Annotated in this window: 16 protein-coding genes; 14 read left to right on the forward strand and 2 right to left on the reverse strand. The window is 71.8% G+C overall.

Annotated features, from left to right (window positions below; translation table 11 throughout):
• Nucleotides 1-125 precede the first annotated feature (125 nt).
• Both ACFWW8_RS29455 and ACFWW8_RS29460 read right to left on the reverse strand, forming a co-directional pair.
• A complete protein-coding gene (locus ACFWW8_RS29455; protein ID WP_386533317.1) occupies nt 126-1460 on the reverse strand; it encodes a M14 family metallopeptidase in 1335 nt (444 codons plus the stop codon).
• A 125-nt stretch (nt 1461-1585) separates the two neighbouring features.
• On the reverse strand, nt 1586-3283 hold the full coding sequence (locus ACFWW8_RS29460) for a chitinase (protein ID WP_386533320.1): 1698 nt from the start codon (nt 3281-3283) through the stop codon (nt 1586-1588).
• Between the two features lie 399 nt (nt 3284-3682).
• Between ACFWW8_RS29460 and ACFWW8_RS29465 the strand changes: the two genes are divergently transcribed.
• The 14 genes from ACFWW8_RS29465 to ACFWW8_RS29530 all read left to right on the forward strand — a co-directional run bounded on the left by ACFWW8_RS29465 (nt 3683) and on the right by ACFWW8_RS29530 (nt 14934).
• On the forward strand, nt 3683-4624 hold the full coding sequence (locus ACFWW8_RS29465) for a hypothetical protein (protein ID WP_386533323.1): 942 nt from the start codon (nt 3683-3685) through the stop codon (nt 4622-4624).
• A 48-nt stretch (nt 4625-4672) separates the two neighbouring features.
• Nucleotides 4673-5374, forward strand: a complete 702-nt coding sequence (gene cpaB, locus ACFWW8_RS29470) for a Flp pilus assembly protein CpaB (RefSeq protein ID WP_386533326.1) — start codon at nt 4673-4675, stop codon at nt 5372-5374.
• Between the two features lie 28 nt (nt 5375-5402).
• Nucleotides 5403-6662, forward strand: a complete 1260-nt coding sequence (locus ACFWW8_RS29475; protein ID WP_386533329.1) for a CpaE family protein — start codon at nt 5403-5405, stop codon at nt 6660-6662.
• 3 nt (nt 6663-6665) lie between these two features.
• Entirely contained in the window at nt 6666-7043 is a 378-nt protein-coding gene (locus ACFWW8_RS29480; RefSeq protein ID WP_386533332.1) for a TadE/TadG family type IV pilus assembly protein, read from the forward strand.
• A 61-nt stretch (nt 7044-7104) separates the two neighbouring features.
• The gene (locus tag ACFWW8_RS29485; protein ID WP_386533335.1) at nt 7105-7419 is read left to right on the forward strand and encodes a TadE/TadG family type IV pilus assembly protein; all 315 of its coding nucleotides are present in this window, start codon (nt 7105-7107) and stop codon (nt 7417-7419) included.
• Nucleotides 7420-7421: 2 nt separating this feature from the next.
• Nucleotides 7422-8768, forward strand: a complete 1347-nt coding sequence (locus ACFWW8_RS29490; RefSeq protein WP_267718278.1) for a CpaF family protein — start codon at nt 7422-7424, stop codon at nt 8766-8768.
• A complete protein-coding gene (locus ACFWW8_RS29495) occupies nt 8765-9703 on the forward strand; it encodes a type II secretion system F family protein (RefSeq protein WP_386533339.1) in 939 nt (312 codons plus the stop codon). The genes ACFWW8_RS29490 and ACFWW8_RS29495 overlap by 4 nt, the downstream gene beginning before the upstream one ends.
• Nucleotides 9704-9716: 13 nt before the next feature.
• Complete coding sequence (locus tag ACFWW8_RS29500) at nt 9717-10607, forward strand: DUF5936 domain-containing protein (RefSeq protein ID WP_386533368.1); 891 nt, start codon at nt 9717-9719, stop codon at nt 10605-10607.
• A 3-nt stretch (nt 10608-10610) separates the two neighbouring features.
• A complete protein-coding gene (locus ACFWW8_RS29505; RefSeq protein WP_386533342.1) occupies nt 10611-11951 on the forward strand; it encodes a sensor histidine kinase in 1341 nt (446 codons plus the stop codon).
• The gene (locus tag ACFWW8_RS29510; RefSeq protein ID WP_386533345.1) at nt 11942-12634 is read left to right on the forward strand and encodes a response regulator; all 693 of its coding nucleotides are present in this window, start codon (nt 11942-11944) and stop codon (nt 12632-12634) included. Before ACFWW8_RS29505 ends, ACFWW8_RS29510 begins: the two co-directional genes overlap by 10 nt.
• A gap of 110 nt (nt 12635-12744) precedes the next feature.
• Nucleotides 12745-12990 carry a hypothetical protein gene (locus ACFWW8_RS29515; protein ID WP_386533348.1) on the forward strand — a complete coding sequence of 82 codons (246 nt, stop codon included), beginning with the start codon at nt 12745-12747 and terminating at the stop codon, nt 12988-12990.
• An 8-nt stretch (nt 12991-12998) separates the two neighbouring features.
• On the forward strand, nt 12999-13667 hold the full coding sequence (locus tag ACFWW8_RS29520; protein WP_386533351.1) for a pilus assembly protein TadG-related protein: 669 nt from the start codon (nt 12999-13001) through the stop codon (nt 13665-13667).
• 30 nt (nt 13668-13697) lie between these two features.
• Complete coding sequence (locus ACFWW8_RS29525; protein ID WP_386533354.1) at nt 13698-14294, forward strand: hypothetical protein; 597 nt, start codon at nt 13698-13700, stop codon at nt 14292-14294.
• Between the two features lie 4 nt (nt 14295-14298).
• Complete coding sequence (locus ACFWW8_RS29530; protein WP_386533357.1) at nt 14299-14934, forward strand: OmpA family protein; 636 nt, start codon at nt 14299-14301, stop codon at nt 14932-14934.
• Nucleotides 14935-15063 lie beyond the last annotated feature (129 nt).

A 15063-nucleotide genomic window follows, 5' to 3' on the forward strand; every position in this document is an offset into this window, starting at 1 on the left:
GGGGCGCCGCCCCGCGCGGCGCGCGGGAGGGGCGCCCCCCTGGCGGTGAGGCGCCCCGGTCACGTGGCGGTCAGGCCGTGTCCGGGCCGCGGTCAGGCCGTGCCCGGGCCGCCGTCAGGCCGCCGTCAGGCGCAGTACTGCGCCTCCTTGCCGATCGAGCGGTACATGCAGTCCGCGTTCTCCAGCAGCTGGAGGACGGCCTCCTTGTTGCGCGACGTCTCGCGGTCGATGACCTCGTCGGGCGGGTAGAAACCGCCGCCGCCCGCGCTCGCCGGGTACAGCTCGAAGGTGTAGGCGAAGATCTTCTGGCTGCCCCACAGCCAGTCGTCGATCGTCCCGTCCGTGATGTAGAGGTCGCTCGACTGCTGCGGCGTGTAGCCGTTGCTCGCCGCCATGCCCGTACCGATCTTCTTGAAGACGGCGAGGTCGTCGGCGGTCAGGCCGGGCGCGGTGTCGTTGTACGTCCAGCCGAAGGGCCAGAGCACCAGCTGGCTGTAGGTGTGGAAGTCGATCGAGGCCTTGATCTGCTGCTTGCCGCCGATCACCCGGCTGCGGACGAAGTCGGAGACCACCTTCACCTCGGGCGCCGACTCGGCGGCCGCGCCGCGGTAGGTCTCGGAGCTCTTGCTGCCGCTGGAGCCGCCGCAGCAGCCCCACTTGTAGTTCCAGTTCCGGTTCTGGTCGGTGCCGACGTAGGAGGAGCCGGAGTTGGGCTGGCGGTTCTTGCGCCAGGAGCGGTAGGAGCCGGTGGCGATGTCGTACTCGCCGCCGTCCGGGTTGAGGTCCGGGATGATCCAGATCTCGCGGCCGTTGACGGCGTTGGTGACCCGGGACTCGCTGCCGTACTTGGAGCCCAGCTCCTTGAGGAGGTACAGGGCCATTTCCACGGTCAGGTGCTCGCGGGCGTGCTGGTGCGCGGTGAACATGACCTCGGGCTCGGCCTCGTCGGTCGCGACGTTGTCGCTGATCTTGATGGCGACGAGGTCGCGGCCCTGGTACGACTTCCCGATGACCCGCTTGCTCATGATCGAGGGGTACTGGGCGATGCGCTGGTCGATCTCCGCGCTGGCCTCGGCGTAGTTGTGGTAGCGGGAGTCCGCCGAGGGGAAGTCCATCGTGCCCGACGCGATCCCGGGCAGTGAGCGGTCGGGCGGCCCGGGGAGGGCCGTGAGCTCGTAGCCGAGCCTGCGAAGGCTCTTGGCCTGCATGGTGTCGGCGCTGACGACGACGGTGTGGTCGTCCACCTCGTCGATCGACACCCCGGTGCGGAGCAGGGCCGTGCGGTCGGTGACCGTGGACGGCCCGTGGATCCGGTACTGGACGATCGCCTCGTCCTGGGTGGCGGTGGACGGAGCGGCCGGTGGCGAGGCCGTGGCGCTCATTCCGTACGCGGGCGCGCCGAGCGCGAGCGCCAGCAGGGCGGCCGTGACGGCAGCCCTCCGGCGGGTGTGGAGCCGCATGCGTTCTCCTGGGTGGGGAGTGTGGGGGTAGCCGTGCGGACGCGCACAGCGTGCTCTTGTGGCATGTCCTGGTCAAGAGCCCGTGGTGCCCGCCGAACCGATCCGGCCACCCCCACACCTACCGCCTACGGGAGGGCGTGGACCTTCGGACCCACCGCGTTGGACCAGGCACTACCCGCCTTGGCGTCCCAGTTGGTCGACCAGGTCATCGCACCGCGGAGCCCCGGGTAGGTCTTGGCGGGCTTGAACGTCCCGCAGTTCGTGCCCCGGGCCAGGCAGTCCAGGGCGTTGTTGACGATGGTCGGGGAGACGTAACCGCTGCCCGCGCCGCTCGGCGAGGCCGGGACACCGATCCCGACCTGGGAGGGGGCCAGGCCGCCTTCCAGCTGGATGCAGGCGAGCGCGGTGAGGAAGTCCACCGTGCCCTGCGCGTAGACCTTGCCGTCGCAGCCGTTCATCGCGCCGCTGTTGTAGTACTGCATGTTGACGACGGTGAGGATGTCCTTGATGTTCAGCGCCGTCTTGAAGTAGCCGCCGGCCGTGGACTGCATGTCGATGGTCTGCGGGGCCATGGTGATGACCAGCGAGGGGCCGGCCTTCTGCGACAGCGAGCGCAGCGCCTGCGTCATGTAGGTCGGGTTGATGCCGTTCTCCAGGTCGATGTCGATCCCGGTGAACCCGTACTCCTGCATCAGCGCCCAGGCGGAGTTCGCGAGGTTGTTCGCGGAGGCCGAGTCGTTGACCGTGATCGTGCCCTTCTCCCCGCCGACGGAGAGGATGACGGACTTGCCCGCCGTCTTCTTCGCGGCGATGTCGGCCTTGAACTGGGCGACGGTGTAGCCGTTCAGCCCGGCCGAGTCGAGGTTGAAGGTGATGGCGCCCGGCGTGGCCGTGGCGTCGGCGAAGGAGACGGCGATGATGTCGTACTGCGCCGAGACGTCGGAGATCCTCTGGACGGTGGCGCCGTTGTTGAAGTTCTGCCAGTAGCCGGTCAGCGCGTGCTTGGGCACCGACGGGTTCGGGTCGGGGTTCCCGCCGCCCCCGGTGGTGGTGCCGGTCACCGCGGCGGACCGGGGGCCCTCGCCCGCCGCGTTGTGGGCGCTCACCTGGAAGGAGTACGAGGTGGCGGCGGCGAGCCCGGTGATCTGGGCGGAGGGCGACGCGACGGACTGGACGCGGACGCCGTCCTGGTACACGTGGTAGCCGGCCGCTCCGCTCACGGCGTTCCACGAAAGGGTGAGACCGCTCGCGCTCTGGCCGGAAACGGCGGTCCCTGCGGGGGAGCCGGGGATGCCCGGGCCTGGGTCGGTCCCGCCGCCCCCGTCCGGACCGAAGACGCTGAACTCGTCGACGAGGTAGGCGGGCTGGCCGTACCAGCCGTGCGTGAAGACGGTGACCTGGGTGGTGTTCGGGCCGGTGGAGAAGGTGGTGGAGAGCTTCTGCCAGCCGGAGCCGGACCCGGGGGTCCAGGTGGAGACGTCCTGGGTGCCGGTCCCGGTCGCGCCGAGGTAGACGTAGCTGCCCTGGACCTGGGTGCTCAGCGTGTACGTCGAGTTCGGCTTGACCGTGACGGTCTGGCTGCAGCGCGCGTTGTCGGACCCGGCCGGGGTGGCCCGGAGGGCGCCGGCCCCGGCGTGCACCGGGGAGGAGACGACGGCGCCGCTCCCGCCGGAACAGGACCAGTTGGCGAGCCCGGACTCGAAGCCCCCGTTGCGGGCGACGTTGATGTCCGCGGCTTGCGCGGTACCGGCGGCGAGGGCGGTCAGGCCGCCCGCGGTGAGCGTGGCGGCGCCCAGCAGGGCGAGGGAGCGTATGCGGTTCACGTGGGCTCCGGTGGGGGGAGTGAAGGGGTGGGGAGGGTGCGGGCCGCGTGGGGGAGGGCGACTGAAGGCCTGCGGTGCCAAGTTGGTCCAGACCAATCTCCGTGTCAAGGGTCTTTGCTATCTGGCTTGAAATGGCCGGAGTACCGATCCCTGTTGTCCGGGTTTCCGGCCACCTGTGACACGTGCTCGCGGTACGGGAATCGGCAAGGCCCTGCCCTGCCAGCGGCGACGCGGATATGGTGCTGGAGCAAGGGGGAAGTGCGTCGATCGTTTGCGGTCGCGCAGGGTTCGGGCGTACGCGGCGAGCGGGATGCGCGTGCGCGGGACGGGCGTGGAAGCGCCCACAGGGGCACCGCCCACCGGTAGCTGGGGGCGTACGGGGTGAACAGGGGGACTCGCGTGCCGACCGTCATCGCTGTCACCAGCGCGGACCTGGTACTGCCGGCCCCCGACCGGCACACGCCGGGCGCCGCCGTACTGGACCCGCCCGAGCGGCTCGACCTCGACGGCGCGCTCACCGCGACGGCCGCGCTCCTGGAGCGCCACGGCCACCTCGTCGCCGTCGTGCCGTCCTGGCTGCCCCGCGCCGCCGTCCAGCGGCTGCACACCGTACGGGCCATCCTGGAAACCGACCGGATGGCGCTCCTCGACACCGACCTGCCCCCGCTGGGAACGGCCCTGCTGGTCCGTCAGCTGCGCCAGCTCAGCGTCTTCGACTTCAGCCCCGGGGTCATAGCCTCCGCGGCCCGGCTGCTGTCCCACTACGTCTACGCGGGCGCCCTGCTGGGCTCCGTGGCCAAACTCGACCGGATTCCCGTCGGCCTCAAGGCCCACGCCCGGTCCTGGTCGCCGAGCGCCCAGTTCGCCGTACTCGCCCACCCGGCCCCGCACCTGGCCCGGCTGTCCGGTGCCGGCGGGGGCCGCACCGGCGGCAGCCACGGCGCGGGTCGCGGTGCGGGCCGGGCGAAGGGCTCCGGCGGGGCCGCGGCGGCGCTGCCGGCCGGGCCCGAGTTCGCCACGCACCTCACCTTCGCCCGCGGCCAGCTCGCCTCCGACTGGGTCACGTCCGAACTGGCCCCCGCCTGGCAGGTCCAGGGCGTCATGGAGAACCCGCTCCCGTCCGACTCCGCGGGCTGGTGGGGCACCCCCAAGCTGGTCGAGTTCGCCGCCGGGATCCCGGACCCGTCCGTCCTCTACCAGCTGGTCGCCTCGGTCCGCCGGGAGGAGTGCCGCTGGTGCGGCCTCGAACTCATCGGCGACCGCTGCGGATTCTGCGCCGCGCCGCTCACCGCACCGCCCCCGCCGGCCGAGCCGGCGAGCACCGCCCGCTCCGGACGCTGACCGACCCGACCGCACGAACGAACGAAGAACGGCGAGGTAGTACGGCTCATGAACTCACGCCAGCGCCGCGGCGTCATCCTGCTGCTCCTGTCGGTCCTCTGCGCACTGGGAGCCTTCGCCGGGGTCCTCGTGGTGATCGGCGACGTCAACTCCAAGGTCGGGGCCGAGGTCGTCGCCTACCGCGCCAAGGGGGACATCGCACCGTACAGCCCGCTCACGGCGGGCCAGTTCGAGGAAGTCAGCATCCCCAGGCGCTGGCTGTCCCGGACGGCCGTCACCGACCTCGGCGCGCTCGACAACAAGATCGCGCTCACCACCCTGAAGAAGGGCTCGCTGCTCCAGGCCGACATGTTCGTCGACCGGCCGCAGCTCCAGCCCGGCGAGCAGGAGATCGCCATCATGATCGACGCGGCCACCGGCGTGGCCGGCAAGATCACCTCCGGGGCCAAGGTCAACATCATCGCCACCTTCAAGGGCGCCAAGGACACCGACCCCGCCCGTTCGGTGATCATCGTGGCCAACGCCCGCGTCCTGGGCGTCGGCAAACTCACCGCCCTGGAGAAGAACGCCGACCGCAGCGGACCCGCCGAGGCCGTCCCGATCACCTTCGCCCTCAGCACCAAGGACACCCAGCGCGTCGCGTACGCCGAGTCCTTCGCGGAGCACGTCCGCCTGGCCCTGGTCGCCCCCGGAACCGACTCGGCGCCCAGCCCGAGCGACCGCACGTACACCCTCGACGGGGACAAGTGAGGCCCGGTCCGGGCGAAAGGAGAGCGCAATGACCACACGAATCCTCCCCGCGGTCGGCGACCCGGACGCGGCCCGCGCCATCGGCACGCTCCTCAGCCAGCTCCCCGCCGCCGAGCCCGCCGCCCCCGTGCCCGACTCCACCTCGCTGCTCGACACGCTGGCCCGGATGGCCTCCGAGTCGATCGACGAGCTCCCCGAGGTCGTCCTGGTCCACGAGCGGATCGGCCCGGCCCCGGCCCTGGAGCTCATCCGGGAAGTCGCCCTGCGCTTCCCGGCGGTGGGCGTCGTCCTGGTCTCCTCGGACGCCGGACCGGGCCTCTTCTCCGCCGCGATGGACTCCGGCGCCCGCGGCCTCATCGGGCTGCCGCTCTCCTACGAGGAACTCGCCGCCCGCGTCCAGGCCGCCGCCCAGTGGTCCGTGGGCGTACGCCGCCACCTGGGCCGCAGCCCCGAGGCCTTGACGGGCCCGGGCGGCCGGGTCGTCACCGTCACCGGCGCCAAGGGCGGGGTCGGCGCCACCTTCACCGCCGTCCAGTTCGCCCTGGCCGCGGCCGCCTCGGGGCGGCGCACCGCGCTGGTCGACCTGGACCTCCAGGCCGGGGACGTGGGCTCGTACCTCGACGTGCAGTTCCGCCGCTCCATCGCCGACCTGGCCGGCATCCAGGACATCTCCCCGCGCGTCCTCCAGGACGCGGTCTACGACGACCGCACCGGCCTGGCCCTGCTGCTGGCGCCCGCGGACGGCGAACGGGGCGAGGAGGTCGACGACCGGGCCGCCCGGCACGTCATCGCCGCCCTGCGCGGCCGCTACGAGCTCGTCGTCGTCGACTGCGGCACCCAGATGACGGGCGCGAACGCCGCCGCCGTGGAGATGGCCGACGTCGCCGTCCTGGTCACCACCCCGGACGTGGTCGCCGTACGGGCCGCCAAGCGGATGGTGCGGATGTGGGAGCGGCTCCAGGTGCGCAAGGCGGAGGACACCGCGATGGTCGTCAACCGGTGGAGCAAGCACACCGAGATCCAGGCCGCCCTGATCGAGAAGATCACCAAGACCCGCGCCACCCGGACCCCGGTCCCGGCGGCGTTCAAGGAACTCCAGGCGGTGGTCGACGCGGGCCGCGTCCAGGACCTCGACAACCGCTCCACGGTCAAGCAGGCCCTGTGGACGCTCGCCGGCGAGCTGGGCCTCCTCTCCGTCCCCGACGACCCGGCGCAGCCCCCCGGCGGCGCCCTGGCGGTCCGCGCGGCGGGCCCGGTGGCGCGGCTGCGCCGCGGCCGGGAGGGCTGAACGGTGGCCGCCCGGAGAGGCACGCGCGCGCGGGGCGGGGACCGCGGCCAGGTGGCCGTGGAGTTCGTCGGCACGGTCCCGCTGATCCTGCTGCTCGTGGCGGCGGTGTGGGAGTGCGTACTGATCGGGTACGCGTTCTCCCTGGCGGGCAACGCGGCGGACGAGGCGGCCCGGGCGGGGGCGGTGACGGGCGACGCGGCGTGCGTGGCGGCGGCGGGTGAACACATCTCCGCCGCCTGGAACATGGCCGTCCCCGAATGCGGGAAGGCGGGGGACATCTACAAGGCGACGGTCACCCTCCAGATACCCGTGCTGTTCCCCGGACTCAGCTTCGGCGGGATCACCGGCACTGCGGGAGCGGCGATGGAGAGGGGGAACTGACGTGGACAGGCGACGCGTGCGCTCTGACCGGGGCCAAGTAGCGCTGGAATACATCGGTTTCGTGCCGATCCTGCTGTTCGTCGCGCTCTGCGGAATCCAGCTCGGCTGGATCGCCTACGTCCACGAGCAGGCCGACACGGCCGCCCGTACGGCGGCCCGCGTCGAGGCCCGCCACGGCAGCGGCGGCGCGTCCGCCGGCGCGGCGGCCGTCAAGGCGAGCCTCGCCCCGACCGTCGAGGTGACCAAGGGCGCCGACGCCGTCACCGCCGTGGTGACCATAAAGATCAACTCGCTCGTTCCCGGACTCGCCGTCCCGGACGCCAGGGCCACCGCCGTCATGCCCAATGACGACCCGACGCTCCCGAAGGGCCCCTGACCATGAGCCTGCGCTCCCGGGTCAACACCCCCGACGACCGCCACGGCCCCCGCGAGGACGGCCGGCTCGTCTCCTCCTACCGCGCCAAGCTGCTGGAGGAGATCGACCTCGCCGAGATGTCGGCGCTCGCGCCGGCGGAGCGCCGGGCGCGCCTGGAGCGCGTACTGGGCCACATCATCAGCCGCGAGGGGCCGGTCCTCTCCACCGTCGAGCGCGCCCAGCTGATCCGGCGCGTCGTCGACGAGGCCCTCGGGCTCGGCGTCCTCGAACCGCTGCTGGAGGACGCCTCCATCTCCGAGATCATGGTCAACGGCCCCGACCAGATCTTCGTCGAGCGGGGCGGACGCGTCGAACAGCTCCCGCTGCGCTTCGCCTCGCACGAGCAGCTGATGCAGACCATCGAGCGCATCGTCTCCACCGTCAACCGCCGCGTGGACGAGGCCAATCCGATGGTCGACGCCCGCCTGCCCAGCGGCGAGCGCGTCAACGTCATCATCCCGCCGCTCTCCCTGACCGGCGCCACCCTCACCATCCGCCGCTTCCCGCGCGCCTTCACCCTGCACGAGATGATCGGCCTCGGCTCCCTCGACGAGCAGATGCTCCTGCTCCTGTCCGGACTGGTCCAGGCGAAGATGAACCTGATCGTCTCGGGCGCCACCGGCACCGGCAAGACGACCCTCCTCAACGCCCTCTCCGGGCTGATCCCGGAGGGCGAGCGCGTCATCACCATCGAGGACTCCGCAGAGCTCCAGCTCCAGCAGGCCCACGTCATCCGGCTCGAATCCCGGCCGGCGAACGTCGAGGGCAAGGGCCAGATCACCATCCGCGACCTGGTCCGCAACTCCCTGCGCATGCGCCCCGACCGCATCATCGTCGGCGAGGTCCGCGGCGGCGAGACCCTCGACATGCTCCAGGCCATGTCCACCGGCCACGACGGCTCCCTCGCCACCGTCCACGCGAACAGCGCCGAGGACGCGCTGATGCGCCTGCAGACCCTCGCGTCGATGTCCGAGGTGGAAGTCCCCTTCGAGGCGCTCCAGGACCAGATCAACAGCGCCGTCAACGTCGTCGTCCAGCTCACCCGCTTCGGCGACGGATCCCGCCGCATCACGGAGATCGCCATCCTCGACTCGCACGGCCGCGAACCCTTCCGGATCACCACGGTCTGCCGCTACGTCGCCCAGCCCATGGGAGCCGACGCGCGCGTCCACGGCCGCTTCGAGTACTACCCGCTGCCGCGCCGGATCGCGGACCGCCTCTACATGAACAACCAGCCGATCCCGCAGGCCTTCGGGGTCGCCCTGTCCGACGACCCGCTCACCGCCCGCATCACCCGGACCGCCCTGTGAACCCGACCGTTCTGCTCACCCTCGGCGCCACCCTGCTGGCCTGCCTGTTCGTCATCCTCGGCGTGCACGCGTACGCCGCCGGCCGCGCCCAGCGCGCCGCCCTCGTCGAACGCCTCACGTCGGCCGGCGCACCGGAGCCGACCGGCCGGCACCGCCGCTTCCCCGGAGTGGACCGGAGGCTGCGCCGCACGAAGCTCGGCCGCCGCATCGAGGTCAGGCTGGCGACGACGGGCCTGGACATGACGCCGGGTGAGTTCTTCGTCTACATGCTGCTGGGCGTCGGCGGGGTCTGGCTGATCGCGGCCGCGCTGCTGGCCCCGTTCTTCGGCCCGGTGGCCGGCCTGATCGGGCTCTGGTCGGCGAACGCCTTCCTCACCTGGCAGCGCTCCCGGCGCACCGAGCGGTTCATCAACCAGCTCCCGGAGCTCGCCCGGATCCTGGCCAACGCCACCCAGGCCGGCCTGGCCCTGCGCACCGCCATCGGGATCGCCGCCGACGAGCTGGAGGCCCCGGCGGGCGAGGAACTGGGACGGGTCGCCGACCGGCTCGCCCTCGGCCACTCCATCGACGAGTCCCTCGGCGAACTCGCGGAGCGCCTCCCGTCCCGGGAACTGGTCGTGCTCGTCTCCACGCTCGTCCTGTCCGCCCGCGCGGGCGGCACGATCGTCGAGAGCCTGCGCAACCTCACGGTGACGCTGGAGCAGCGCAAGGAGACCCGCCGCGAGATCCGTACGCAGCTCTCCCAGGTGACCGTGACCGCGTACCTCGTCCCGGCCATCGGACTCGGCTCGCTGCTGCTCGTGGACATGATGATGCCGGGTGCGCTGGACCGGATGACCGGGGCCCTCATCGGGCAGACCGCTGTCCTCGTCGCGCTCGGCCTGTTCACCCTCGGCTTCGTCCTCATCCGCCGCCTGTCCAAGATCGACGTGTGAGGGGGCCGACGTGATCACTGTTCTCCTGGCCCTGCTCGTGGCGGTGTCCGTCCTCGGCGCCTTCCACGGCATCCGGCTCTACCGGGCCGACGTAAAACTCCCCACCGACCTGGCGCTGGCCCTGGAGGTCGGCGCGACGCGCACCACGGCGGTCGGCTCGCTGGTGGACCGGATGGGCATCCGCTGGGCACCGCTGGTCCTGCGCCTGATGGGCCCGAACCGGGTGGCGCGCAAACGCCGCCAGATCGACATGGCGGGCAACCCGGCCGGCCTCACCATCGACCGGTACGCGGCGCGCCGCGCCGTGTACGGACTGCTGGGCGGGCTCGGCGCCTTCTCGATGCTGATCAACGGGCAGCTGGTGGCGGCCCTGCTGATGGTCGCCTTCGGCCTGTTCTGGATCGAGGCCGGCCTCTGGTCGGCCATCCGCGTCCGCCGCGACCACATCGAGCGCACCCTGCCCGACTTCCTGGACGTGCTCGCGGTCGTGGTCAGCGCGGGCCTCGGCTTCCGGCAGGCGCTGGAGCGCGTGGCGCACAAGTACGAGGGCCCGTGGGCGGACGAGATCCGGATCACCCTCCAGCAGATGGACATGGGCGTCAGCCGTCGCCAGGCCTTCGACGAACTGCGCCGGCGCAACGACTCCGAGCAGGTCGCCCAGTTCGTCACCGCGCTGCAACAGGGCGAGGAGCTGGGCTCCCCGATCGTGGAGACCCTCATCGCCATCGCCGACGACATGCGCCGTACGGACGCCCAGAACGCCCGCCGACGCGCGGCACGGGCCGTCCCGAAGGCCACGTTCGCCGTGACGATGTTCATGCTCCCCGGCACGCTCATCCTGCTCGTCTGCGGCTTCGTCTACGGGGCGAACGTCGACTTCGGCGCGCTGCTCGGGGGCGGGTGAACCATGGCGGCACTGGACACCGCACCGGGCGCGGCGCCGCTCGGCGCACGGGCGGGGTGGCGCGCGGCGGCCGCCCGGTGGGCGCGGGGGGCCCGGCTCGTGGGGGAGGCCCGGCTCGCCCCGGAGGCGGCCCGGCCGGGAGGCGGACCGTCGTTCGCGCTCCAGGTCAACGCCCTCCAGGCGCTGTGCCGCCAGGTCTTCGCCTTCCGGCTGGTGATGATCGCCCTGGGCGCGCCGCTGGCACTGGGCCGGACCGCCCCCGGCGGGCCGACATACCTGGTGGGCGCGGCCGTGCTGGTCACCTTCATGCTCTCGTACGCCCTCTTCCGCGACTGGGAGCGCTTCGGCCCGCTGCTGCTGCGGCACCGCTGGCTGCTCGCGCCGGACATGGCGTTCAGCGGGCTGCTGCTGGTGACGGCGACGCCGGAGTCCCCGCTCGGGCTCGTCGCCGTCTGCACCCCGCTGCTCGCCGGCCTGCTCTACGGCTGGCGCGGCTCGGCGCTCTACGCCGCCGTCCAGGCGGTCGCCGTGGCCGCCCTGGCGCACGGGCCGGTCCTGCCGGCCCTGTGCCTCCTGGCGGGCGCGGCGGGGGTGTGCCTGCGCGACCTCCTGTTCCGCTTCGGCGCGGCCGGCCGGGACCTGACCGAGACCCGCGCCCGCCTGGCGGCCGCCGAGGCGGTCCGGGCCGAACGGGAGCACCTGGCACGGGAGATGCACGACTCGGTGGCCAAGACCCTGTACGGGCTGGCCCTGACCGCGGACGCCCTCGCCCGCACCTCCGACCCGGCGGCGGTCCGCCGCCGGGCGGCCCTGCTCGCGGACGCGGCCCGCCGCGCGGCGGCGGAGTCCCGGGAGCTCCTGACGGACCTGCGCCGGGACGGGGACGCGCGCGCGGCCGGTCCGGGAGCGGCGCCGGGCGCCCCGCTCGTGTCCGCGCTCCGCACGCTGCTGCGGTCCGCGACGGAGGAGGGCACGGGCGAACTGAGGGTCACGGGCGTGATGCCGGCCGTCCCGCCCCCGGTGGCCCGGCACCTCGTATCGGTGGCCTCGGAGGCGCTGGAGAACGTACGCCGCCACGCGGACGCGGCCCGCGTGGTGGTGGAACTGGCGACGGGCGGCGCCGAACTCACCCTCACCGTCACCGACGACGGCCGCGGCCTGCCGGCCGGCGGGGCCGACCTCGCCGCCCTGCGAGGCGAGGGCCGCTTCGGCCTGCTCGGCATGGCGGAACGCGCGGCGGCGATCGGAGCCCGCCTCGGGCTCGGCCCGGGCCCGGACGGCCCCGGCACCCGGGTCCGCCTCACCCTTCCGCTGGCCGCCCTGACCCCGGAGGGATGCCCGTGACCCCGACCCGCGTCCTGATCGCCGACGACAACCCGGTCGTCCGGGCGGGCCTGGCCGCGCTCCTGGCCACGACGGAGGACCTGGAGGTCGTCGCCGAGGCCGTGGACGGCCGCGAGGCCCTGGTCCTGACCCGGAGCCACGCCCCGGACGTGGTCCTGCTGGACGTACGGATGCCGGGCGTCGACGGCATCTCGGCCCTGCCCCACCTGGTCCGGCTGGCGCCGGTGCTGATGCTGACGTACAGCCAGGAGACGGACCTGGTACGGGAGGCGCTGCTCCTGGGCGCGGGCGGCTACCTGGTGCACGGCGAGTTCACGTCCGACGACCTGGTCCGCGCGGTCCGCGACGCCCGCGTGGGCCGCGCCCACTTCACGCCGACGGCGGCCAGCGCATTGGTCACCGAGCTCCGGTCCTCTTCGCAACAGCAACGAACTGTGGGACAGTCTTCTGAACGGATCCACAACTCCGTTGTATTCGGCCTGAGTTCCCGGGAGGTGGAGATCATGGACCTGATCGCGTCCGGGATGAACAACCAGCGGATCGCGGCCGCGTGCTTCATCAGTGAGAAGACCGTCAAGAACCACATCAACCGCATCTTCGCCAAGCTCCAGAGCACCACCCGCAGCGAGGCGATAGCCCGCTGGCTGGGAACCGCCCGTCCAGGAGTGACCGGCCATGGGTAGACAGAGTGCGCAGTGGGTCCGTAATTGGGCCCCGGGACCCTTGGTAACGACCGGTGACTCGCCGTACCGTCCGCAAACCAACAGCGGTACCGGCCCGGGAGGGACCCCTCATGTCACACAGCTCGCTGCTGAAGGCGACCGTCGGCGCGAAGATCCGCCTGACCAGCTGGTCGGACACGACGATCACCCGAATCCGCCAACGCCACGCGAACCTCGACCGAGGCCAGACGGCGTTCGAATACCTGGGCATCATCCTGGTGGTGATCGTGATCATCGGCGCGATGATCGGCACGGGAATCGGGCAGCTGATCGTGGACAAGATCAAGGCGCAGGTCGGTCTGATCAAGGCCGGCTGACGCGAACAGTGGGTCTGGGACACGACAGCGATCAAGGGCAGGCCTTCCCCATCTACGTCGTCACGGTGACAGGCCTGCTCTTCGCTGCCTTCGTCTTCTTCGTCGTAGGGCAGGCGTCGGTCACCCGCAGCAATGCCCAAGGGGCGGCCGACGCTGCCGCGCTGGCGGCCGCCAGGGAGATTAGGGACGGGGCACTGTCCGGTCTCGATCTCGTGGCCTTGAAGCCGGAGGACTGGCGGAGAATTCTGGACGGGAAGTTGCTGAAAGACGTGGGTGCGTGCGCAGCGGCGGCTGACTTCGCGTCCCAAAACGACGCCGTGGCCACGTGCGCACCGTCGATCCCGAGCATCACGGTCACGGTGAGGACGAACAGAACGGTTGGCAAATCGGTGGTCCCAGGCACTGACGGAATGCACGGTACTGCCAGCGCTGCCGCTCTGATCGAACCGCGTTGCGAGCTGGGGGCCGTGCCGCGCCCCAGTGCCACGCCCGCACCAAGTGCCAGCGCCACCGGTCCTCCCGGAGGCGGTGGCACACCCACTCCCGCACCGACACCCACCCCGGACGCGATCACCCTGCAGTGCAAGGGCGGCAAGGCCATCGAGATCGACCCACTGAAGCCTGGATCGCTACGCACACTGTCGCGCAATCTGTTCAGTGTGCGACTGGTCGACTGACAGCGAACTAGAGACAAGGAAGCGGCGTACATGAGCATTCGGCACACGGTGAAGGTCCGTGGGGAAGCGGCCGTAGTGGTCGCGGCGGTCTTGGCCCTCACGTTGGCCGGGTGTGGCGGCGGGGACGGCAAGCCGGACTCGAAAGAGCCGGACAAGACGTCCTCCGCGCAGCCTTCGAGCGGCTCTTCCGCGTCGGCGCCCGCAGCGAGCCAAAGTACGACTCCGGTTCAGGTGCTCGCGACGGTGAACGGTGAGAGCGGCATCGTCCTGACGATCAACTCCGTCACGCGTGAGGCGGGCGGCTTCGTGACTGTCAACGGGCAGATCAAGAACACCGGTACGCAGCAGTTCGTCAAGACCGGGGCGTGGCGAGGGGGCGAGCGCGACCTCTCGGGAAGCGGTGAATCCGTGGCGGGAGCGACACTCGTCGACAAGGCCGGCAAGAAGCGCTACTACGTGTTGCGCGACACGGATGGGCGCTGCCTGTGCACCACGGGCGTGGCTGGCATCGATGCAGGTGCAACCGTCCCCTTCTTTGCCCAGTTTCCTGCACCGCCCCCCGCAACCACGGATGTCGACTTCACACTTCCGACGTTCGCAACGGCTGCCGTCAAAATCTCAGGATGATGCCATGACAAAACGCCACCGCACCACAGCCGCCGCGGCCGTAGTCGGTCTCGTCATCGGAGCGGCCCATCTGATCGGCGCCACCGCCGCCCACGCGGACGACGTCAAGCCGTCCGTGCCCCCCGGCACCGAGCCGTCCGCGTCCGCACCCGTCGCCATCGACTCCAACGCCCCCGGGTTGAAGATCCCGCAGGGTGGAACCCTCGCGCCGGTCAAGGTGCTGGACATCGCCGAGGTCGTCGAGGACCTCGGCGGGGAGCAGCGGCGGCAGGAGACCAACCAGACCGTCATGATGGCGCTCCAGTCCGAGGTGCTGTTCCCCGAGAACAGCGCCGTCTTCAACGCGCAGGCCGCCGCCCGGATCCAGGCCATCGCCAACGAGATCAACCAGCAGAAGGCGACCCGCATCCGCGTCTTCGGATTCACCGACGACCAGGGCAGCTACGAGCACGGCCAGGTGCTGTCCAAGCAGCGGGCCGACGCCGTGCAGTCGGAGCTGGCCAAGACGGTGACCGCCCCCGGCATCGTCTACGACGTGCGCGGATACAGCGAGGACTACCCGGTCGCCGACAACAGCACCGAGGAAGGCCAGAAGAAGAACCGCCGCGTGGAGATCACCTTCCCGCGCAGCGAGAAGTAGCGGTCAGCAGCGCCCGCCCCCGGCGGCCCCCGCCCCCCGCCCCCCCCCCCCGCGGGGGGCGCCGGGGGGCCCCGGGGGGCGCGGCCCTCCCGGGGGGGGGGGGGGGCCGGGTGTGGGTGTGCCGGCCGG

This window comes from Streptomyces sp. NPDC058701 (assembly GCF_042715295.1).
GTDB lineage: Bacteria > Actinomycetota > Actinomycetes > Streptomycetales > Streptomycetaceae > Streptomyces.